Genomic DNA, 21,613 nt, shown 5'->3' with positions numbered 1-21,613 from the left:
GTTCTAACTAATACTTACGTAAGCGTACCTCAAGCTACAACAACTTTTGAAAGGCAAAAGGCTACCTTATACGCACCCCCTGATAACCACCCTACAACTGTTGCAACAGTATTTAATGGTGTGTTTACAGGCACACCAACAAACGGTACGGTAACATTCCCGCTGGTGTATGAAAACGATTCTAAATCATACAATGCTGTTGGTAACCCTTACCCGTCGCCAATAAACGTGAGGTGAATTTATTGATGCAAACATCAACAATATTGAAGGCACGCTATGGTTCTGGAGAAAAACAAATGACCCTACAAAGTCAAGCTACACAACACTTACCAAGTTTGCTTATGTGGCAAATGCAGCGCCGGGCGGAGAAAATGACTTTTGCGGTTGACCCTAACGGAATCATGAACACAGGACAAGGCTTTATAGTAAAAGCTAAGAATGCAGGAAATATAGTATTTACAAACAAAATGCGTAAGGCAAACAGCTCTAACCAGTTCTTCAGAAATGTACAGGGCGCTGAAGAAAGCTCAGAACCTGCACAGGCTTCAAGAATGTGGATAAACGTAAGCAATGAAACAGGTGCCTTCAGCCAGACAGTGGTAGGCTATACTGCAGACGCTACAAACGGAATAGACAATGGTATTGACGGGCGTTCTCTGGTTGATGGTGGTGTAAATCTTTACAGTGTGGTAGGTACAGACCTGCTTGCAATACAAGGCCGTGCTGAATTTGTAAACACAGATATTGCTCCGCTTGGATTTAAGACAAATGCTACCGGTACATTTACATTCGCGATAGACCATGCTGATGGTATATTTATTGACGGCCAGCAAGTGTTCCTTAAGGATAATGTGACAGGTACGCTACACAACCTTACTAACGGAGCTTACACTTTTACCAGCGAGATTGGAACTTTCAACGAGCGTTTTGAGCTTAGGTATGCTGCTGATGGCGCTCTTGGAACTGACACTCCTGCAGTTACTCCACAAGACGTGATAGTTTACCAAAAAGATAAGCAGGTTGCAATAACGTCTCCCGTAGCTTTAACTGAAGTTGTAGTGTATGACCTTCTTGGTAAAGTGATCTCTTACAGCAAAAATGTGAACGCGACAGAATTTACAACAACAAATCTTAACATTTCAAACCAGGTTGTGATTGTAAAAGCTACAACTGATAACGGACAGGCTGTAACTAAAAAGTAATTATAAAACAATAAAGATAAGTTGGTGATTTGATTATTGGTTGAAAGGCCCCGGAGCACGCTCTGGGGCTTTTCTTATTTTGTAATCAACAATGATACCGCGTTACCACCAAATCCGACTGCGTTTACCAAAATCTTTTTCAGTGATGCAGGCTTTGTGTGAGGCTCACCTGAAAAGGGCAGGCCAATAAAAAGTCTGGTGCTGTAGCATAAGCACACCAAGCTCTACGGATAAGATTCCCGATGTGCCGAAAGTGTGCCCGGTTTTCCATTTGTTTGTGGTTAACTGCGGAAGATTGGCTCCAAAGATTTTTTGGATAGCTGTAAACTCGGCGTTATCGCCTTTAATCGTCCCGGGTGCGTGCATAACAATAGCATCAATTTCATGTAACGGTGTATCTCCAATTGCCATCTTCATTGACTTTTGCAAGCATTCCGCTTCTGCAGAAAGAGATACGCCGTGCGAGAGTAATTCGGTGGCATACCCGTATCCGCTGATGTACGCCAGTGCATTTTCAGCCTTACCCACTTCAATGCATGTAATACCTGCGCCTTCACCAAGCACTAGTGTGTTTTTTGTTTTGGATAAGTCGCCTGCCCTGTTAGGATATTCATCTCCTCCTGAAGAATAAATTTTCATGGCCTTCATTTGTGCGATGGTGAAGGGCGTGAGTGGCGCCTCGCTGCCCCCGGCAAGGAATTTATCTGCCATGCCTGCATTAAGCCATGCAATACCGTTTAAAATGGCGTGTAGCGATGTTGAGCACGTAATGCTATGTGAGATGTCCGGGCCTGAGCTATTAAGGTCGTGCGCCACCCATGATGATATATTGCCTAAAGTTGTAGCAGGTGAAGTATGTACGTTGGTTTTACCGGTTGAAATAAACTCGCTATGATTGTTTTCAAAGAGGCCTGTCGCGCCGCGTGATGAGCCTATATTAATCCCGAATGTTGAATCATTTCCCCAGCCTGCTTGCTCAATAGCTTTCCGTGAAGCTAGGATAGCATACAGTACAGAATCATCAAGATGGATATATTTATGCTCAGAGTGTTTTAAAGCTTCAACTTCATGCTTTAGATTTTCAGATAATGCAGCCACAGAAACGGCCTGCCCCCCCATCTCCATATCATGTATATTTGTTTCAGGGTTGAGATAGCTTTGCCAGACAGCAGTACCATCAGCCCCGAGTGATGATAATGTTGAAACAGAAAGTATAGATATGGTTTTAGCCACGGTTTAGCGCATTTCCTGCAAAAATAGCAATAAAAAAACCGCAATCAGCGGTTTACTTTTTCACGGTTGAAATAGCAACTTTTGATAGAGCGGAGCTCACTCTCTCCCCTTATCACTCTGCTGAATTCATTCCAGGTTTTCTCGGTTATGAATTTTTGAAGGGGCTGGCTTACGGCAGCAATATTTTGCAGGTTCTGCTTAATCAGGTCATCCCACATTTCGTGATATTTCAAAATATCATCAGGGTAAACCACTTTACGGTCTGTACCCTCATCTTCTGCTTCAAAAGGGTCGCTCACGTTAAGGTAGCCATAGTCATCAGTAAGCTGCTCGCCCGGTTGTATATCGCGGATGGCAATTTCAAAATCATAAGCCGTACTCATACAGCTTGGGTTAAAACTGTGGTTTACCTGCCGGGCATGGTCCCAGCACAGCACGCTCTCGCCTTTGCTGTTGGTAAAGCAGTAGGTTTCGAGATACGTACGCACATTTGGATTGAGCTTCTCAATATCTGCTTCGGTAAAGATTCTGTCAAGATCGTCCTGTACCCAGGTTATGGTGCCTTTCGGGATAAATTTTTTGGCAACCACGCCATAGCCCACAACATCGTTTATAAATCGGACCTCGGTATCAGGGTGTATCATTAGTAACGTATTAACAGAAACTAATTTACATTATTTTTTCAAGTGCCTCTTCCACCACTTCATAAATATATGTTAATTCCTGCTCACTAATTATATAGGGTGGAAGGACGTAAATTGTATTCCCTACCGGCCTCATTATAATACCTTTCTCTATGAAAAAATTATAAAGCCTGTTTCTAAAGTTTCCGTAATAGCTTTCTACACTATCCCTTTTCACATCAAACGCCAAGATTACTCCACAAACTCGCGGATTAGCTACACGTCGATGTCTTTTAATCTTCTCCAAAAATTGATGATGCCGATTGTTTATTCGTGCTATATTTTCCTGCATTTCAACTGATTCCAACAAATCAAGTCCTGCCAGTGCCGCAGCACAGCCGGTTGGGTTTCCGGTAAAAGTATGCCCATGAAACAGGGCTTTGTTCACATCATCATCATAAAAACCATCAAATAATTCCTGAGTAAATGTTGTGATTGCCATAGGTATAGTGCCTGCTGTCAGCGCTTTAGACAAGCATATCATATCGGGTTGCTGCGTGAGGTAGTTGCATGCGAAGTTTTTTCCTGTCTTTCCAAAGCCTGTCATAACCTCATCAGCAACAGTGAAAATGTTATTATCCCGGCAAATTGCTATTAGTTCATCAAGCGGTGCTGCATCATACATCACCATTCCTGCTGCGCCTTGCACCAAAGGCTCGAAAATGAATGCGGCATATTCACCGGTAGCTGCAAGCGTTTTTAAGGCAGCGATGCTCTCTTCCTCTTTGCCGAAAACCGGTACCGGAATCCGTTCTACTTCAATTAGCGAGCCTCTGAAAGCTTCGGTAAAAAATGAAATGCCGCTGGCTGCCATTGCTGCAAAAGTGTCTCCGTGAAAGGCATTTTCAAACGCAAGAATTTTGGAGCGTTTTTCACCTTTATTGTAGAAGTATTGCAACGCAACCTTTATAGCAATTTCAACAGCTGTTGAACCATTGTCTGAGAAAAACAGTTTTTTTTGGTTATCAGGTAAAAGCGGCAAAAGTCTTTCTGCCAATAGTATCGCAGGTTCGTGAGTAAAGCCGCCGAAAAGCACATGCTCCAGCGTTGTTAGCTGTTTGTATATTGCGTCCGCTATGTATTTATTGCTGTGTCCGTAAGGGTTTACCCACCATGAGGCAATAGCATCAATATACTCTTTGCCGTTCTCGTCCCACACTTTTGCACCTTCAGCCTTCGTAATGGCTATGTGTGACGGTGCAGTCTTATGCTGGGTGTATGGATGCCACAAGCAGCTGGCATCGCGTTGTGCCAATGTTTTATCGGTTGACATATTTATAATCCTAAAAGCTTCTCTAGAAATTTATCTGCGTAGTACTTTACTACATTTGCATCAAAATAAGGCTCGTTTTCAATTCTGCCTATCATCGGGATACCTGTTTTCTTAAGAATGATTTCTTCAGTTGAAGAATTTTCATCACCATTAAAGATAATCCCTGAAATAGTAATGCCCCTATTTTTCATTACCTCGCAGGTAAGCAGCGTATGGTTAATGCTGCCCAGGTAATGCCTTGAAACAATTATTACCTTGTAGTCGGGCTGAATAAGGTTAGCTATTGTATCAGTATCATTCAGCGGTACAAGAAGTCCGCCAGCTCCCTCCACTACGAGGTGATTATCAGTTTCAGGTTCTGTTATTTTATTAATATCAATAATTATATTATCAAGCATTGCCGAAAGATGCGGGCTGGCAGGGGTCATTAGTTTGTATGCCGATGGATGAATAATTGTCTGCCGGTTACTTATATAGCGTTCAATCTTATGGCTGTCTGAATTTTCAAGGTCTCCTGCCTGTACGGGTTTCCAGTAATCTGCCTCTAAAGCTTCAGTTATAATTGCTGAGGCCACCGTCTTTCCAACGTCTGTTCCTATACCTGTTACAAAAATTTTCATACGGCAAATGTACCGTATAATTTAATAAAATATTGGCAGTGCGAGGTTTCAACAATTCATAAATTTGATAACCTGACTATTAATTTAACACGATTATACTGATGGATACTTTACGTGTGCCGGGTTATATTAAAACCGTATATATTGCGCTGCTGATTATCATAATTGTGTTTTTCATGATAATGGCAAAAGGCCTCCTTGTACCATTACTGATTGCAGGCTATATCGCTATGCTTCTTACTTCTACCTGCAACATGCTGGAAAGACGAAAAATTCCGCGCTCTATCAGTGCGTTTATAGTTTTGTCGCTTTTCCTGATATTTATCCTTGGTATTTTTGCATTGATTTACATACAGGTAAGAGTTTTCGCTGCCGATTTGGGCGACGAGCTCAGCACCAAACTCAACAGTTTTATTATTCAGGCTAACGCCTGGTGTTTGGAAGCTTTCGGGTTTGACCTGGGTATGCGAAATGGTTTTGAGGTAAGTAAAGCGGTAGAAATTGTACAGCCTGAAAATACATCAACTACAAGCCTTATCTTTTCCACTATCAGTACGCTTTCAGACATTATACTATTACCTGTTTTCATTTTCTTCCTGCTCATTTACCGCGACCACCTGGCAGTATTTATAACCAAAGTTTTCAGGAAGGAAAATAACACCATGCTACTTGACAAGATGAAGTCTCTCCGCCAGATTGTACATCGCTATATTGTAGGCGCAAGTAAAGTGATGTTCATTCTTGCCATTGTAAATACGGGAGTTCTCTTTGCGCTGGGTATTGAGCATGCCATATTTTTTGGAGTGCTGGCCGGTATGCTCAACATCATACCATATCTTGGCCCCTCACTTGGGGCCATACTTCCTTTTCTGTTTGCGCTGATAACAAAAGACAGCCTGTTTTACCCAATTGCTGTTTTAGTGGCATTTACATTTATACAATTGCTTGAAGGCACATTTCTAACCCCGAAAATTACCGGCGGTACAGTAAACCTAAATGCTTTGGTTACATTTATCGGGCTACTGATTGGCGGTGCAATATGGGGCATTGCGGGCATGATTCTAATAATACCTACAATAGCTATACTTAAGAAACTATTTGAGCTTAGCCCTGATACGCAGCCTTACGCTTACCTGTTTGGGGAAGAAGACAGCAACTGGTTTAAACGGCGCAAACGGCGGAGTGAAATCCCTACTACTGAAGATGAAGCATAAGCTGTTTGATAACAGCTTCAATCTCGCTGTGAGTATTGTAACTGTGCAGGCAAAAGCGAAGCCTCTCCTGCCCCGAAGGAACTGTCGGCGCCAGTATAGCCCGCACATCAAAACCTTGTTCCTGCAGATTTGCTGCTAAATTTCGCACTCGCTCATTACCCGGTATTACAGCACAATGTATGGCTGACTCACTGCTGATGAAATACTTGCCGAGATCGCTCTCTTTAAGCAATTTTTTGAAGTTTGATATATTACTGAAAAGCGAGCTTCTGTTTGTGTCTGCTTCTCTTTGCAGATAATCGTAACTTGCAATGATCGTGGCAACAGAATGTGGCGGCAATGCTGTGGTGTAAATAAAACTCCTTGCAAAATTTACCAAATAGTCTTTAAGCGCGACGCTTCCAAACACCGCTGCACCATGGCAGCCCAGCGCCTTACCAAAAGTAACAATCCTGGCAAAACAATCTGAATTTGTTGCCAGGCCGCTGCCAAAAACTCCTACTGCGTGGGCTTCATCAACCACCAGTCTGCATTTGAGCTCACTACACAATCCTGCCATTTCAGCCAGATTTGGCGAATCGCCATCCATTGAGAAAACAGACTCTGTAACGATATAGATCTCAACCGCCGATTCTCTGAATTTTTGCAAAAGACTTTTAAGGCTTTCTACAGAGTTATGCTTGAATTTATAGGCTCTGGCATTGCCAAGCCGCATACCGTCGCGTATGGAGGCGTGTATAAATTCATCATACAGCACAATATCATTTTTTTGCGGGACACTGCTGAAAAACCCAATATTGGCATCATATCCTGAATTGAAGATAAGCGCGGTTTCAGAGTCATGATACTTTGCAATCAATTGCTCCGCATCAGAGTAAAGCGGGTGGTTCCCACTAATTAGGCGTGAACCTGTGGCGCCATTGTAAGGATATTGCGCTAAAACTGAAACAGCATTTGCAGCGATGGTATTATTGCGTGAAAACCCCAGATAATCATTTGAAGAAAAATCTACCAGGCTGCTATATGCAGGCAGTATTCTGAATGCTGATGCATCCTTCCGTGCCTGAAGTTTTTTAGCTAATGATTCCGGGAAATTTTGCATGCTTAAAATTAATCAACATGACAATCATTGAAACAATAAAATAATATCGTTTTCTAATAATAGCATACCGTTTATCAATAATTATTATATTTGCTAAAATCTAAATCAATTCATTATGCAAAAATTACCGCTACTCAAAAATCTTACTACAGTACTGCTTCTTTGTACCGGCGCGTTTGTAGCCTTTGCAATTCCGTTTTTTTTATGGCGATATTTATGCCTGATAAAATCCCCTTTAAAGTAAATGACAATATAGTTACTGACTTTGCAATAGAAGATTACATTCTGCTTGCTTGTAATATTCTGGCTGTAGCATTTACGCATACGCGCTTTACTTATTTAAAGATGTACTAACTGCATTTTCTAAAAAGAGACTGTTTGCAAACGAGGTCATCAGGAATCTTGACCAGGCCGGTAAAGCAGTATTGATAGGATTTGCGATATATGTGGTGCCTGAGTTTTTATATACTTCTATTTTTGAAAGCAGCTTTTCTATTTCACTTGGTTTTGATTCTCTGTTTACACCGATGGTTGGGCTATTCCTTATTGTGCTAAGTGAAGTTTTTCCTTACTGCAAAAAGCCTGAAAGAAGAGAATGACTTAACTGTTTAGCACTATGCCAATAATAATAAACCTTGACGTAATGCTTGCAAAACGGAAAATGCGCAGCAATGAACTTGCTGAAAAAGTAGGCATTACAACAGCAAACCTCTCAATCCTGAAAACCGGTAAGGCAAAAGCCATTCGATTCTCAACACTCGAAGCCATTTGCGAAGCGCTTGAATGCCAGCCGGGTGACATAATGGAATTTGTCAGCTAATAAATTTTATGAATTGTTTAGGCATATAGACTTTCATATATATTTGCATTGATTAATGCTGCACCAACACCAATGACAATTACACATAAAACAGACAGATTTTCACGCTTTACTAACCTGCTGAAGCAATCATTAAAGGGCGAAAATATAGATTTTACAACGATCTCTATCAGGCGTGCAGTATTGCTGCTGGCCATCCCGATGATGCTCGAGATGATGATGGAGTCCGTATTCGCTTTGGTTGACCTGTATTTTGTAGGCCATCTTAAAAACAGCAGCTTTGCCGTACAGACAGTTGGGTTAACCGAGTCTGTGCTTTCAATCATTTATTCCGTAGCCATTGGTATGAGTATGGCTGCCACAGCAGTAGTGGCCCGCCGCGTTGGCGAAAAAGACCCTGATGCCGCCTCACGCGCCGGTATGCAGGCTATAGTGATAGCGCTGATAATCAACATACCTATTGCAATCTTGGGGATAATATTCGCGAAAGACATTTTGCTGCTAATGGGCTCATCTGAAGCATCTGCAGAATATGGGCAAACTTTTATGAAGATACAAATGGGCAGCAGCTTTGTCATTATGATGCTGTTCCTGTTCAATGGTGTTTTCCGCGGGGCGGGCAATGCTGCTATTGCCATGCGCAGCCTCTGGATTGCCAATATTTTTAATATAATACTGTGCCCGCTGCTAATTTTAGGCTGGGGCCCTATACCGGCATTTGGCCTTACGGGGGCAGCCATAGCAACCGCATTAGGCCGCAGCACAGGCGTTATTTATCAGCTGTACAACTTATTCAAAGGCAAAGGTATTTTAAAGGTTGCAGCCTCATATTTTGTGCCCGACTTTGACCAGATTAAAGCAATAATCAAAGTTGCAGCCCCGGGTATAATGCAGTTTGTTATTGCATCGTGCAGCTGGATTTTCCTTGCGGAACTTGTAGCAACCACAGGTGGTGATGAAGGTTCGGCCGGCTACCAGAGCGCCATACGGATTATGATGTTTTTTATGTTACCCGCGTGGGGGCTTAGCGGCGCGGCAGCTACACTTGTTGGGCAGCATCTCGGCGCAAAAATGACAGAGCGCGCAGAGCGTTCGGTATTTGTAACAGCAAAATTCAATGTGATATACATGGGCAGCATTATGGTTATATGCCTGCTGGCGGCCGACCCAATGATGTGGTTCTTCACTAATAATGCAGATGTTCATGACATTGCCGTTGAGGCGATACGCATATTGAGCGCAGGCTATATTTTTTACGGAATCGGCATGGTGCTACTGAACGCCTTTAACGGCGCAGGAGACACACGCACACCTACGTGGGTTAATTTCTTTGGGTTCTGGACGTTCCAGATACCACTGGCCTACCTTCTCGCAAAATACTATAATTTTGGGCCAACAGGTGTTTTTATAGCGATACCAGCAGCAGAAACATTAATGACAATAGCTGCTGTAATTTTATTCAGGCGCGGGCGCTGGAAGAAAACCACTGTTTAATATTGATAACATCATGCTTTATCCTTTATGAAGAAAATCATCTTTTTATTTCTTATTGCAACATCAGGCGTCTTTGCACAAAATGCAGGAGGGCTTAATGCGTCGGCGCTATCCCCTGCAGGGCATGCATATGTGGTTGGTGAAATTTATGTAATCCCTCAAAACCCAAATCATACATCGGCCGGAACTGTGGCGATAGCATCACAAATACTTTTCAGTACGCTGGGCACGAATGATTATATTGTTTCGGGTGATGTAAAGTACTATCCAAATCCCACAAAAGACTTTGTAACAATTGAGCTGCCGGAAAGCGTAGATTTGAGCAAAGCAGAGCTTTATGACCTTAAGGGTGCAAAGGCACAATTTCATGTAACATCAAACACTGTAAACATCACAACACTGCCGGCAGGAATTTACATTCTCACTTTTCCTGACACTAAAATAAAATCAATAAAAATTGTAAAAAATTAACATGAAAAAGATATACCTATATTTTGCACTAGTTTTTGCAACAACACTTTTTGCACAGATACCGCAAGGTTTCAGCTATCAGGCTGTAGCACTTAACAGCAATGGTACAGCCGTTGCATCAGCACCTGTAAATGTAAGGCTGAGCATACTTGATAACAGCGCTATGGGAACGGCTGTGTATACCGAAACCCACAACCCTACAACAAATAGTATGGGACTGTATACCCTTACAATCGGCCAGGGTGTAGCGGTTACCGGTACTTTTTCTCAAATTAACTGGGGGCAGAATTCAAAATTTATAAAGGTTGAAATTGACATTAATAATGGCACAGATTATACAACTGTAGGAACTTCGCAGCTACTTTCGGTACCATATGCCATGATTGCGGGAAGTATTGCTCCAGAATCAAGCCCAAAATCAGTTTCACTTGATAACGGCTCTGCAGCAATACTTACCAGCACAGGTGTACATGTATTTGCACCTTCACATACAGGTGGCAGTACATCATCGGAAGCTGGCTGGAAATCACAAACTATTTCCGGGAATCCGCTAGCAATTATTGGTAGTAAATATTCTGTTGGTGCACTTACATCTACGCATGCTTATGTATTTGGGCCGGCATACTCAGGCGGAAATTCCTCTTCACAAAATAGTTGGAAAAGTAAAGCCTTAACCGGCACCCCATTAAAAATAACAGGCACAAACGGCGTTATAGGTATTGTTACATCATCTACAGCATATGCTTACGGGCCATCATACATGGGCGGCAGCACATCTTCTCAGAATATGTGGGCAACAAAAACGTTATCAGGCGAAGTGATAGATATTGTCTCAGCAAACGGGTATATAGGTGTGCTTACAACAACAAATGCTTACGTTTTTGCACCGGCATACGCGGGTGGCAGTTCTTCTTCTGAAACCATGTGGCATACCCAGCCGCTAACGGGAACTCCTTTACGCATCATGGCGGTAAATGGTATGGTGCTGGTACAAACCACAACCCGTGGCTATGCTTTCGGCGCATCTTTTCCCGGAGGTTCTGTTCCGTCAGAAAATAATTGGTTTACTAAAACTATTACAGGTACGCCTTTCGGCATCACAGAATAAAAAAACCGGCAGCTGCCGGTTTTTTTATGCGTGTTTGTAATCTGCAAATTTTTCTAATACCTCGTCCATTACCGCATATACATCATCGGCGGCATCATGCGTTACCATGCGCTGGCGGTATTCTTTAAAATTAGGGATTCCTTTAAAATAATTTGTGTAATGGCGGCGGGTTTCAAAAACACCCACACGCTCACCTTTCCATTCAATAGACCATTTAAGGTGGTTGCGGGCTGCCTCTACCCTGTCTTCAATAGTTGGGGCAGGCAAATGTTGGCCTGTTTCAAAAAAGTGCTTAATCTCATTAAATATCCATGGGTAACCTATGGCAGCACGGCCTATCATAATACCGTCAAGCCCGTACCTGTTTTTATAGTCAAGCGCCTTCTCAGGACTGTCTATATCGCCATTCCCGAAAATTGGTATATGTATGCGCGGGTTGTTCTTTACCCGGGCAATGTGGGACCAGTCGGCTTCGCCTTTGTACATCTGTGCACGTGTGCGGCCATGTATTGTAAGTGCTTTTATGCCTACATCCTGCAGCCTTTCGGCAACTTCATCAATATTTATGGAATCTTCATCCCAGCCCAGGCGGGTCTTTACCGTTACCGGGAGGTTTGTACTGTTTACCACTGCTTTGGTAAGGCGCACCATAAGGTCAATATCTTTAAGCACGCCTGCACCGGCGCCTTTGCATACCACTTTTTTACCGGGCAGCCAAAGTTGATGTCTAGAAGATCGGGGTTTACAGTTTCCACAATACGGGCGCTCATGGCCATAGCCTCTTCATCTCCGCCAAAGATCTGTATGCCCACAGGCCTCTCATAATCAAAAATATCGAGCTTCTGGCGGCTTTTTATCGCATCGCGTATAAGGCCTTCGCTTGATATAAACTCACTGAACATAAGGTCTGCACCATGCGTTTTGCACAACCTGCGGAAAGGGGGGTCGCTTACATCTTCCATTGGGGCGAGCAGCAGCGGAAAATCAGGTAGCTCTATATTGCCAATCTTCACCATCATAAATAATTTGCCGCAAAAATACTGCAAATTGCTGACAATCAAAACTGATTGCATATTTGGTATTATTTTGCATTTCATCGTCAAAATTACTGCAGACGTCGAAATTAAAATATCAGAGATGAAATTTTGAAAATTTTACCATTGTTTTGTCTTCAGATTGAGTTTGATAGTATATACATATACTTAAATAGCATCAGTAATATTTATCCAACGAATTATTACTAAATCAGGAGCAGCCCCACCAGGGCTGCTTCGTTTTTAAATATTGCTTAGATTTTCACGACCTATAATCATGACATTTAACAAGAAGTTAAAATACACCTTATTGCTTGTAATGCCTTAAAATGAAGTTATTTAAAAAGATATTCTGGAGCAACAGTACATTTTAACGATGATTTTTGCATTTAATCGATTTAATAAAATTTCAAACTTTTGTTATAAATCTTGAAAATACTGTTGCACAATATTCAACAAGCTTACAAATACCTTGTAAATAGTGCATTTTTGGCTACTTAAAGAATTTAATGTCTATGTCAAATCTATCTTAAAATGTATTTTGCCATGATAATTGTTTGAATAAAATACTCTTACTTTGCGGCAAAAATTTAAGCTCTTTAACATCTAATTTGTAAGACAGCAATTAAAATCAATTTGCCCCCTATGAAGAAAATTTTACTTTCTGCTACACACCGTATTGACCTGACTATTGTGCTAATGCTGCTTATGAGCATAGGCATATTTGCTCAAAGCCCGGGCACAACTGTTGTTACTCCTAACACCAGTGTTACATTCCGCACGGTTATAACAATTACCGGAACGGGCCTTACCAACTATACCGTAAGGTTCAACAATAGCGGAACTGATGCAACCCTCATCAGTAGAACTAATACACAGATTCTTGTAGCTGTACCATCATTTACTGTTACAGCGCCGGCAACCACTACAAGTTTAACCTTAAACCTCAGGAGGAATAGTGTAAACTATCCGGTTGCATCACTTACTTACCATGCACCCAGTAATACCGTGGTTAACAATGCAAAGGTTTCCAGGCTTTATACAGACTGGCAGGGCTACTGGACCAGTAACAACACTACAACTGTACTTGCAAACCAGCCTGACAGGCAACACAGCCTTACAGCGCTTGAATATGGAGGTATTACGTATTCTACAGGCGTGGCCGACGCAGTGCTTTCAGCAAAAGGCATAAGTTATACGGCTGCGGATTTTAAAGCGTTACCTGTAAACAGTATATCAGGTACAACTCCGTCAAGTTCAGGTGCATCAAACTATTTCGCAATGGCATCAAAAATGGATGGCAGTGCAAGCAGCGCGATAGCCACAGCACCTGAAGTTGCGGGCCGTAAAGCAAAAGATGTTCTTATTGACGGTATTAAAGGCCTTGGTATTGGAACAGGTATGACAAATATGAGCACCAGCTCTATTTTTGAGTTTGTAGTTAGTGATATTGCTGAAAGCCGCATAAATGATGGTGAACCTGACCTTGTGGTATCTCAGGTTGCAGAACCAACGTCAGGCGACAATGACATATATTGTTTTGTAGATAGTAATGGTAATATCGTGGGCCGCCCGGTATCGGTTACCATGCAAAACATACCGGCAATCGGTACTTACAAACTTGACCTTTTCAATATTACTTTCAACTCTACTTATGATGTTGCCACTCTTACCAATTCAGCAGGTATAAGTAACACCAACACCACCCGCCCAATAAGGCTTGTAGGTTATAAACTTTCTGATTTTGGAATCACAGCTGAAAACATGGAAAGTATTGCCGGCTTTAAAATCATGCCGAGCGGTATTAGCGATCCTGCATTTATTGCCTACAATGCAAATTCAATGCTTATCCCATCACCAAAAATAAATACTCAACCAACATCAGTAGTAGCTTGTACGGGAACAGGCACAAGCACTTCATTTACTGTAAATGCAACAGGGATAAACCTTACCTACCAATGGAAGAAAAATGGGGTATCGCTTGTAAATGGGGGGCAATATAAGCGGCGCCACAACAGCCACACTCAACATTACAAACGTATCAGCTTCTGATGTTGCCTTCTACACATGTGAAGTTACCAATGCGGCAGGCTCTGTATTAAGTAATGAAGCTTATCTAAATACTATAATTGCAGTACAGCCTATAGATAACACTGCATGTTTGAATGTAACCGGGCCTTATGTGGAAGTTATTGCCAATGGTTTAAACCTTACCTACCAATGGTACTCTAATACGACTGCCAGCAACACAGGCGGAACACTTATACCTGGCGCTACCAATTATTACTATGTACCGCCTGTAAATGCAGCAGGAATTACATATTATTATGTGGTAATTGATAATAATGGCCTTGGCTGTGTGAGAGAAACATCTACAGCTGCTAAATTTACTGTAGGCACAGCGGCAACCAGCGGAAACTCTTATATTGGAGGCACAGCCGGAGTTAACAACAACATTACAACTACTGCAATATGTTCGGGCACAACAGTTACACTTCGCAATACAGGAAGTACAGGAACTAACCCCACTTATTTATGGGAGCAGTCAACCGACGGAATCGGCGGATGGAACACAGTTACCGGTGGTACAGGTTCAACTACAGTAGCCTATACTACACCTGCGCTAACAGAAACCACTTATTATAGGATGCGTGTAAAAACAGCATCTTGCGAGGTTTATTCTAATATACTCAAAGTTAGCGTAGGAGCTGAAGCCGGTGTTATTGAAGCATCAAGCAAAGTTATCTGTACCGGTACATCAACTACGGTTTCAGTTACCGGCTCAACTACTACAATACAGTGGCAGCAATCTACAAACGGTACAACATGGGTAAATGTTACCGGCGGAAGCGGTGCTACAACAGAAACCTATACAACACCCGTACTTACATCAACAACGTATTACAGGACTATCGTAACAGGAGTTGCATGTTCAAACCCAAATTCAGACCCTATACAGGTTATTGTAAACCCGGGACCTGTAGCAGGAACAGTATCTGCAAACAAAAGTATTTGTACAGGTACATCAACAACTGTAAGGCTTACAGGCGCAACAGGCACAATACAATGGCAGGTATCTTCTGACAATAACAGCTTTACAGATATACCTGGGGCTACCAATGACGTTTACACCACAGGTGTGCTTACCCAAACAAGATACTATAGGGCTATTGTTACAGCCGTAGGATGCTCATCAACATCTACATCAGCAGTTACTACAGTAACCGTAAGTTCACCGGCAGTAATAGGTTCAGTATCATCAAGCAGTACTATTTGTGCGGGTAATTCAACTGTACTTTCTGCAACCGGTGTTACAGGAACACCACGCTGGCAGCAGTCTCCCGACGGTGTATCTAACTGGGTTAATACTACAAGCGGAACTGGCGGAAGCACACTCAGCTACACCACACCTGCATTAACATCTACATCATACTACAGGCTGCGTGCCACAAATGGCGGATGTGTTGAATATTCTCAGACCATTACGGTAACCGTTACTCCAATATCAGCAGGTACAGCAGGCAGCAACCAAAGTGTGTGTACTGGCGGTACAGCAACCGTTACAGTAAGCGGCACTACCGGCAGCATACAATGGCAGCAATCTGCAGACGGAAGCACAGGATGGGCAAACGTAACCGGCGGAAGCGGTGCAACTACTGCCAGCTATACTACACCCGCACTTTCTTCACAAACCTATTACAGGGCATTGGTTACAAACGGCTCATGCAGCGTAACATCAGGCGTTATTACAGTGAGCATAAGCACGCCTACAGCCGGCACAGCATCAGGTACAACTACCATCTGTTCAGGCAGTACAGCTAATCTTTCGCTTTCGGGCAATACAGGTTCTATACAGTGGCAACAGAGTGCGAACGGCACCACAGGCTGGGCTACTGTTACTGGCGGAAGCGGTGCTACAACTGCAAATTACACCACTGCTGCACTAACCTCAACAACTTATTACAGGGCACAGCTTACAAATGGGTCTTGCACGGCAGAATCAAACGTGATAACCGTAACAGTAACTAATATTTCTGCAGGTACTGCAGGAAGCAACCAAGCAATTTGTAGTGGTAATACTGCCACAGTTAGTGTAAGTGGTACAGTGGGCAATATACAATGGCAACAGTCGGCAGACGGATTAACTAACTGGACAAGTGTAACCGGTGGCAGCGGCGCAACAACAGCGAGCTATACAACCGGCGCATTGACAGCCACTACGTACTATAGGGCACAGGTAACAAACGGCGCATGCAGCGTTACATCAGGAGTTATTACTGTGAGTGTTAGCAGCGTTACAACAGGTACTGCTTCGGGCAGCACATCATTGTGCCCGGGTGTTACAACTACACTTAGCTTATCTGGCCATTCAGGCAACATACAGTGGCAACAGTCTTCTGACGGTCTTACCAACTGGGTTAATGTAACCGGAGGTACCGGTGCTACATCGGCCAGCTACACTACAGCTGCTATGAACAGCACTACTTATTACAGGGCACAGGTAACAAGCGGCTCATGCGCATCAGCATCAAACGTTGTTACAGTATCAAGGAACAATAACTTTATCTGGAACGGAAGCGTGAGCAGTGACTGGCATAATCCTGCCAACTGGTCTTGTAATGCAATACCAACTCTTGTTGACAATGCTATAATACCGCAGCAAACCAACCAGCCAATAGTTTCGCAAAACATTATGGCTTACGCCAAAACTCTTGACATACAGGCAGGTGCCATACTTACCATAAACATCATGAGGAATATTACGGTGCAGGACGGTATTGCAGTAGCTTCTACAGGAAACATGATTGTAAACAACAGGGCAAACCTTGTACAGATAACAGAGAACAGCAGCAACAACACGGGTAATATTAACGTTAAACGCAACAGCAGCCAGCTGTACAGGCAAGACTATACATTGTGGTCATCACCTGTTACCGGCCAGAAACTGTTCCAGTTCTCACCGCTTACATTACCGGATCGTTTTTATACTTACCGTGACTCTGCAAGGCTGTATATGAAAGTTCCAAATCTTAGCGCACAGTCAACCACAACATTTACAAAAGGTGTTGCTTACCTTATACGTATGCCAAACGGCAACTCAACACCAGGGTATAATGCAGGCACAACCGCTATTACATTAAACCAGCAATTTACCGGTGTGCCTAACAATGGTATAATACATATACCTGTAGTTCATGAATGGACACCTCAAAGCCCTGTGGCGATATCAAATTATGGGTATAATGGTGTAGGTAATCCTTACCCTTCAACCATCAACATTCATAGTTTTATTGATGCAAACAGCGCTCCTAACAATGATGTGCTTGAAACAGGTACACTATATTTCTGGAGAAAGAAAAACAATAACAACAACACCAGCTACACGGCCATTAATAAGGCAGGTTATGTGGAGAATGGTGCTGAAGGCGGTAACGTTGGTGCAGGATTTATTGAAGGCGACGAAGCTAACTGGGTAATTAACCCGGGACAAGGATTTATCGTACAGACAAAAGTTGGCGCTAACCATATTGAATTTAACAACACTATGAGAAGGGCGGTAAACAACAGCCAGTTCTTCCGTAATACTCAGCAGCCTGTTGTATTGTCAAGAATATGGCTGAACCTGACATCTTCAACCGGCGTTTATGCACAAACACTTGTAGGATATTCTAATGCAACTACAGATGGGTTTGACTTTGGTTATGACTCGCCATTGTTTACAGATGGTGTTGCTGCGATATATACAAAAGGTGCAGGAAAAGACCTTTCGATACAGGCAAAGGGTGTGTTTGCTGATGCAGATGTTGTGCCGCTTCATTACAGGATAAACACAGCCGGCCAATATACTATAAGCCTTCATAAAAAAGACGGTTTGTTTGCCGATGGCCAAAATGTTTACCTGCGTGACAACCAGACAAACACAGTACAAGACCTGAATGCCGGCAGCTATACTTTTACAGCCGGTGAAGGTGTTACAGAAAATCGTTTTGATGTAATTTATGTAACCGACGGGGTTTTGGGTACAACAAACCCTCAGCTTAACGATAAAGCAATTGTTGCATTTAAAGACAACGGCATCCTGAAGGTTTCTACTGAAGGACATGACCTTGACAACGTAAAAGTTTTTGATATACGCGGAAGGCTGCTTACTGAGAAAAAAGCAATCAACAGCAGTTCAACAGCACTTGAAGGCTTTACAGCGCAGGAGCAAATGCTTATACTTCAGGTTCGCACTAAAGATGGTGCAATCGTAAGCAAGAAAGTGATTTTCTAACAAGAATTTCTAAGATAGAAAAGGGCGCAACGTTAAGCTGCGCCCTTTTATTTAACATTTAATTGTTTCTTAAAGTTAACGATTATTTAGCGAAGCCCGTCCTTACTTTGAAGTGTAAAAGAAAGAGGGCATGAAAGGGAAAATTACACTACAGAAAACGCTTGTGGCACTATTGCTTTTTGGTTTAAAGACAAACGCACAGGCACCGGCAGTTTCATTCGCGACACAGGATAATGATATATCGGGGATATGGGTTGAGATGACTACCCATCTTGGCAACTACTGCCAGACAGCCATAGGCTATTCTCCTGCAACGACCGATGCTTTCGAAGACAGTCACGACATTCCGCTTACTTATGATGGCCCTGCCGTACTTTACACCTCTGCAAAAAACACTAATCTTGCGGTACAGGCAAAAGGCACTTTCAGCACAGATGATGTAACGGCGCTACATTACAAAGCAGCATACGCGGGTAACTTCACGATAAGCCTCACTAACAGGACCCGGATTGTTTTTAAATGGCCAGAACGTTTACCTTTTTGACAAAGTTGCAGGGACGCTTACCAATCTCAGCCAGCAGGCTTACTTCTTTACCACAGTTGCAGGCACTTTCGCCAACAGGTTTGAAATTGTTTACACAACTAATGCAGCCCTCGCAGTTTTAAATCCTTCTCCAGAAAACAACCAAATCATTGTATTTAAAGATGGCAACAGCCTGAATATTGATACAGGCAACCTGGCAATCAATGATGTGAAAGTGTATGACCTGAACGGCAGGCTGCTTCTTCAGTCGAGTAACATAGGTGGGTCGCGCACAGCAATTGACGGCATTATTGCCGACCGCCAGGTGCTACTGGTGCAGATAGGCACAGTTAGCGGCACAATCAATAAAAAGATCGTTTTTTAACTCTATATATATCCCCACGAAAATGCAGCCGTCATTGGCTGCATTTTTATTTTAAAGGCGCGTTATTTCACGGTGTTGCAACTCGCTAACTTTGCCTATATTTGCGGATTAAGCGGAAGGGATGGTGACGTTCCTGAATGACGGCTGAGTGAAGCTTGCCCGTCAGCTTTCGCGCCGGGCAAGCGTGAGGGATTGAAGCAAGGTGCCGTGCACCGCGGAAAGCCCGACGTGAAGCGGTAGCGGAACGGCACGCCCTAATTAAAACGCTCTTCTACAAGCTCACAGTGACTGGAAGAGTGACATAAAATTGACATAGAAAGAAGATGAAGCATATACGGAATTTTTGCATTATTGCACACATTGACCACGGTAAGAGTACGCTGGCCGACAGGCTGCTTGACGCTACGCAGACTGTGACCGCACGCGAACAACAGGCGCAGTTGCTTGACAACATGGACCTGGAGCGCGAGCGCGGCATTACTATAAAAAGCCATGCCATACAGATGGAGTACACCTATAAGGGCGAGCAATATATACTGAACCTGATTGACACCCCGGGCCACGTGGATTTCTCATACGAGGTTTCGCGGTCGATTGCGGCGTGTGAGGGCGCACTGCTTATTGTAGATGCGGCGCAGAGCATTCAGGCGCAGACGATAAGCAACTTGTACCTGGCGCTGGAAAATGACCTGGAGATTATCCCCGTACTGAATAAGATTGACCTGCCAAGCGCCAATCCTGAAGAGGTAAGCGATGATATCGTGGACCTGTTAGGCTGTAAGCTGGAAGAGATTATTCCGGCTTCAGGCAAGACAGGGCTTGGTGTTGACAAGATACTTGAGGCCATCATTGAGCGTATCCCTCCGCCGAAAGGCAGTGAAGATGAGCCGCTGCAGGCGCTGATTTTGACTCGGTGTACAACCCTTTCCGTGGGATTGAGGTTATATTCAGGGTGGTGAACGGCTCTATAAGCAAAGGCCAGAAGATAAAATTCATGTCGACCGGCAATGAATATTTTGCTGACGAAATTGGTACGCTGAAGCTGAACCAGGTTCCGAAGCAGACAGTGAAAACGGGCGATGTGGGCTACCTCATTTCGGGTATTAAAGAGGCGCGCGAGGTGAAAGTGGGTGACACGATTACCGATGCCAAGACGCCTACCACCAATATGATCTCGGGATTTGAGGATGTGAAGCCGATGGTATTTGCGGGTATTTACCCGGTTGATACTGAAGACTACGAAGAACTGCGCAACAGTATGGAGAAGCTGCAGCTGAACGATGCCTCGCTGGTATTTACGCCGGAGAGTTCGGCGGCTTTGGGCTTTGGTTTCCGATGCGGGTTTTTGGGGATGCTGCACATGGAGATCATCCAGGAGCGCCTGGAGCGTGAGTTTGACATGACGGTGATTACTACCGTGCCCAACGTTAGCTACTTTGCCTACACCAAGAAAGACCCTGAAACGCCTATTACCGTAAACAACCCGAGCGACCTGCCCGAGCCAAGCAAGCTTGACCGTGTGGAGGAGCCGTATATTAAGGCTACCATAATCACTAAGGCCGACTTTGTGGGCAACGTGATGAGCCTGTGTATCGAGAAGCGCGGTATCATTACCAACCAGACGTACCTGACTACCGAGCGTGTGGAGCTGACCTTTGACATGCCGCTGGCGGAGATCGTTTTCGACTTTTATGACAGGCTGAAGACGGTGAGTAAAGGCTATGCGTCGTTTGACTACTCGCCTATCGGGATGCGTACCTCGAAACTGGTACGCCTTGACGTGCTGCTGAACGGCCAGGGTGTTGATGCGCTTTCGGCGTTGATACACGAGGATAATGCGTATAACATTGGCAAAAAGATGTGCGAGAAGCTGAAGGAGCTTATTCCGCGCCAGCGGTTTGACATTCCTATTACAGACCGCGATTGGCGTGAAGGTTATTTCGCGCGAAACGGTGAAGGCCCTGCGTAAAGACGTTACGGCTAAGTGTTATGGTGGTGACATTTCGCGTAAGCGTAAGCTACTTGAAAAGCAGAAAAAGGGTAAGAAACGTATGCGCCAGGTGGGCAACGTGGAGATACCGCAGGAAGCGTTTATGGCGGTGTTGAAGCTTAATGACTAGCTTAGATTAAAGATAATAGATGATAGACCCGGCGCAGAAATGTGTCGGGTTTTTTAT

General features: G+C 43.5%; 17 protein-coding genes and 2 pseudogenes. 13 read left to right on the top strand and 6 right to left on the bottom strand.

Translation table 11 applies throughout. The features are described 5' to 3' along the window. Window positions 1-237, top strand: a 237-nt coding sequence (locus LRS05_RS17120) for a hypothetical protein (RefSeq protein WP_257869358.1), incomplete at its 5' end; no start/stop codon positions are given. 59 nt (window positions 238-296) lie between these two features. Beyond that, window positions 297-1,202: a T9SS sorting signal type C domain-containing protein gene (locus LRS05_RS17115; protein ID WP_257869357.1), complete on the top strand. Its 906-nt coding sequence runs from the start codon at window positions 297-299 to the stop codon at window positions 1,200-1,202. A gap of 165 nt (window positions 1,203-1,367) precedes the next feature. Here the strand turns inward: LRS05_RS17115 and LRS05_RS17110 are convergent, their stop codons facing one another. The 4 genes from LRS05_RS17110 to bioD are packed head-to-tail and all read right to left on the bottom strand — an operon-like array spanning window position 1,368 to window position 5,011. Next, window positions 1,368-2,435, bottom strand: coding sequence for a beta-ketoacyl synthase N-terminal-like domain-containing protein (locus LRS05_RS17110; protein WP_308225101.1), 1,068 nt, complete (start codon window positions 2,433-2,435; stop codon window positions 1,368-1,370). Window positions 2,436-2,479: 44 nt separating this feature from the next. Continuing rightward, a complete protein-coding gene (locus tag LRS05_RS17105; RefSeq protein ID WP_257867080.1) occupies window positions 2,480-3,079 on the bottom strand; it encodes an SET domain-containing protein in 600 nt (199 codons plus the stop codon). 25 nt (window positions 3,080-3,104) lie between these two features. Continuing rightward, window positions 3,105-4,391 carry an adenosylmethionine--8-amino-7-oxononanoate transaminase gene (gene bioA / locus LRS05_RS17100; RefSeq protein WP_257867079.1) on the bottom strand — a complete coding sequence of 429 codons (1,287 nt, stop codon included), beginning with the start codon at window positions 4,389-4,391 and terminating at the stop codon, window positions 3,105-3,107. A 2-nt stretch (window positions 4,392-4,393) separates the two neighbouring features. Further along, the gene (gene bioD, locus LRS05_RS17095) at window positions 4,394-5,011 is read right to left on the bottom strand and encodes a dethiobiotin synthase (protein WP_257867078.1); all 618 of its coding nucleotides are present in this window, start codon (window positions 5,009-5,011) and stop codon (window positions 4,394-4,396) included. Window positions 5,012-5,112: 101 nt separating this feature from the next. On the opposite strand from bioD, the gene LRS05_RS17090 reads away from it, so the two are divergent. Next, the gene (locus tag LRS05_RS17090; protein WP_257867077.1) at window positions 5,113-6,225 is read left to right on the top strand and encodes an AI-2E family transporter; all 1,113 of its coding nucleotides are present in this window, start codon (window positions 5,113-5,115) and stop codon (window positions 6,223-6,225) included. Here the strand turns inward: LRS05_RS17090 and LRS05_RS17085 are convergent. Further along, a complete protein-coding gene (locus tag LRS05_RS17085) occupies window positions 6,206-7,327 on the bottom strand; it encodes an 8-amino-7-oxononanoate synthase (protein WP_257867076.1) in 1,122 nt (373 codons plus the stop codon). The two genes, LRS05_RS17090 and LRS05_RS17085, sit on opposite strands and share 20 nt — an antisense overlap. A gap of 314 nt (window positions 7,328-7,641) precedes the next feature. Here LRS05_RS17085 and LRS05_RS17805 point away from each other — a divergent pair, with 314 nt between their 5' ends. From LRS05_RS17805 to LRS05_RS17065, 5 genes are all read left to right on the top strand, one after another. Continuing rightward, window positions 7,642-7,926: a DUF2975 domain-containing protein gene (locus LRS05_RS17805; RefSeq protein ID WP_374707807.1), complete on the top strand. Its 285-nt coding sequence runs from the start codon at window positions 7,642-7,644 to the stop codon at window positions 7,924-7,926. Window positions 7,927-7,943: 17 nt separating this feature from the next. Further along, window positions 7,944-8,147, top strand: coding sequence for a helix-turn-helix transcriptional regulator (locus LRS05_RS17080; RefSeq protein WP_257867073.1), 204 nt, complete (start codon window positions 7,944-7,946; stop codon window positions 8,145-8,147). A 72-nt stretch (window positions 8,148-8,219) separates the two neighbouring features. Next, on the top strand, window positions 8,220-9,641 hold the full coding sequence (locus tag LRS05_RS17075) for an MATE family efflux transporter (RefSeq protein ID WP_257867072.1): 1,422 nt from the start codon (window positions 8,220-8,222) through the stop codon (window positions 9,639-9,641). 27 nt (window positions 9,642-9,668) lie between these two features. Then, a complete protein-coding gene (locus LRS05_RS17070; RefSeq protein WP_257867071.1) occupies window positions 9,669-10,112 on the top strand; it encodes a T9SS type A sorting domain-containing protein in 444 nt (147 codons plus the stop codon). 1 nt (window position 10,113) lies between these two features. Beyond that, window positions 10,114-11,220 (top strand): hypothetical protein, encoded by a 1,107-nt coding sequence (locus LRS05_RS17065; protein WP_257867070.1) that lies wholly within the window; start codon window positions 10,114-10,116, stop codon window positions 11,218-11,220. A gap of 24 nt (window positions 11,221-11,244) precedes the next feature. Here the strand turns inward: LRS05_RS17065 and dusB are convergent. Further along, a pseudogene (gene dusB, locus LRS05_RS17060) lies at window positions 11,245-12,236 on the bottom strand (tRNA dihydrouridine synthase DusB). A 663-nt stretch (window positions 12,237-12,899) separates the two neighbouring features. Between dusB and LRS05_RS17055 the strand changes: the two are divergent. From LRS05_RS17055 to lepA, 5 genes and pseudogenes are all read left to right on the top strand, one after another. Then, window positions 12,900-14,306 (top strand): hypothetical protein, encoded by a 1,407-nt coding sequence (locus LRS05_RS17055; protein WP_257869356.1) that lies wholly within the window; start codon window positions 12,900-12,902, stop codon window positions 14,304-14,306. Continuing rightward, window positions 14,242-18,528, top strand: coding sequence for a T9SS sorting signal type C domain-containing protein (locus LRS05_RS17050; protein ID WP_257869355.1), 4,287 nt, complete (start codon window positions 14,242-14,244; stop codon window positions 18,526-18,528). Before LRS05_RS17055 ends, LRS05_RS17050 begins: the two co-directional genes overlap by 65 nt. A gap of 130 nt (window positions 18,529-18,658) precedes the next feature. Next, window positions 18,659-19,072 carry a hypothetical protein gene (locus LRS05_RS17045; RefSeq protein ID WP_257869354.1) on the top strand — a complete coding sequence of 138 codons (414 nt, stop codon included), beginning with the start codon at window positions 18,659-18,661 and terminating at the stop codon, window positions 19,070-19,072. Next, window positions 19,038-19,436, top strand: a complete 399-nt coding sequence (locus LRS05_RS17040; protein WP_257869353.1) for a hypothetical protein — start codon at window positions 19,038-19,040, stop codon at window positions 19,434-19,436. The genes LRS05_RS17045 and LRS05_RS17040 overlap by 35 nt, the downstream gene beginning before the upstream one ends. A gap of 323 nt (window positions 19,437-19,759) precedes the next feature. After that, a pseudogene (gene lepA / locus LRS05_RS17035) lies at window positions 19,760-21,556 on the top strand (translation elongation factor 4). Window positions 21,557-21,613 lie beyond the last annotated feature (57 nt).

It is taken from the genome of Flavobacterium sp. J372 (assembly GCF_024699965.1).
Lineage (GTDB): Bacteria > Bacteroidota > Bacteroidia > Flavobacteriales > Flavobacteriaceae > Flavobacterium.
Note: the sequence above shows the minus strand (reverse complement) of the source record. Positions and strands in the feature narration are given on the sequence as shown.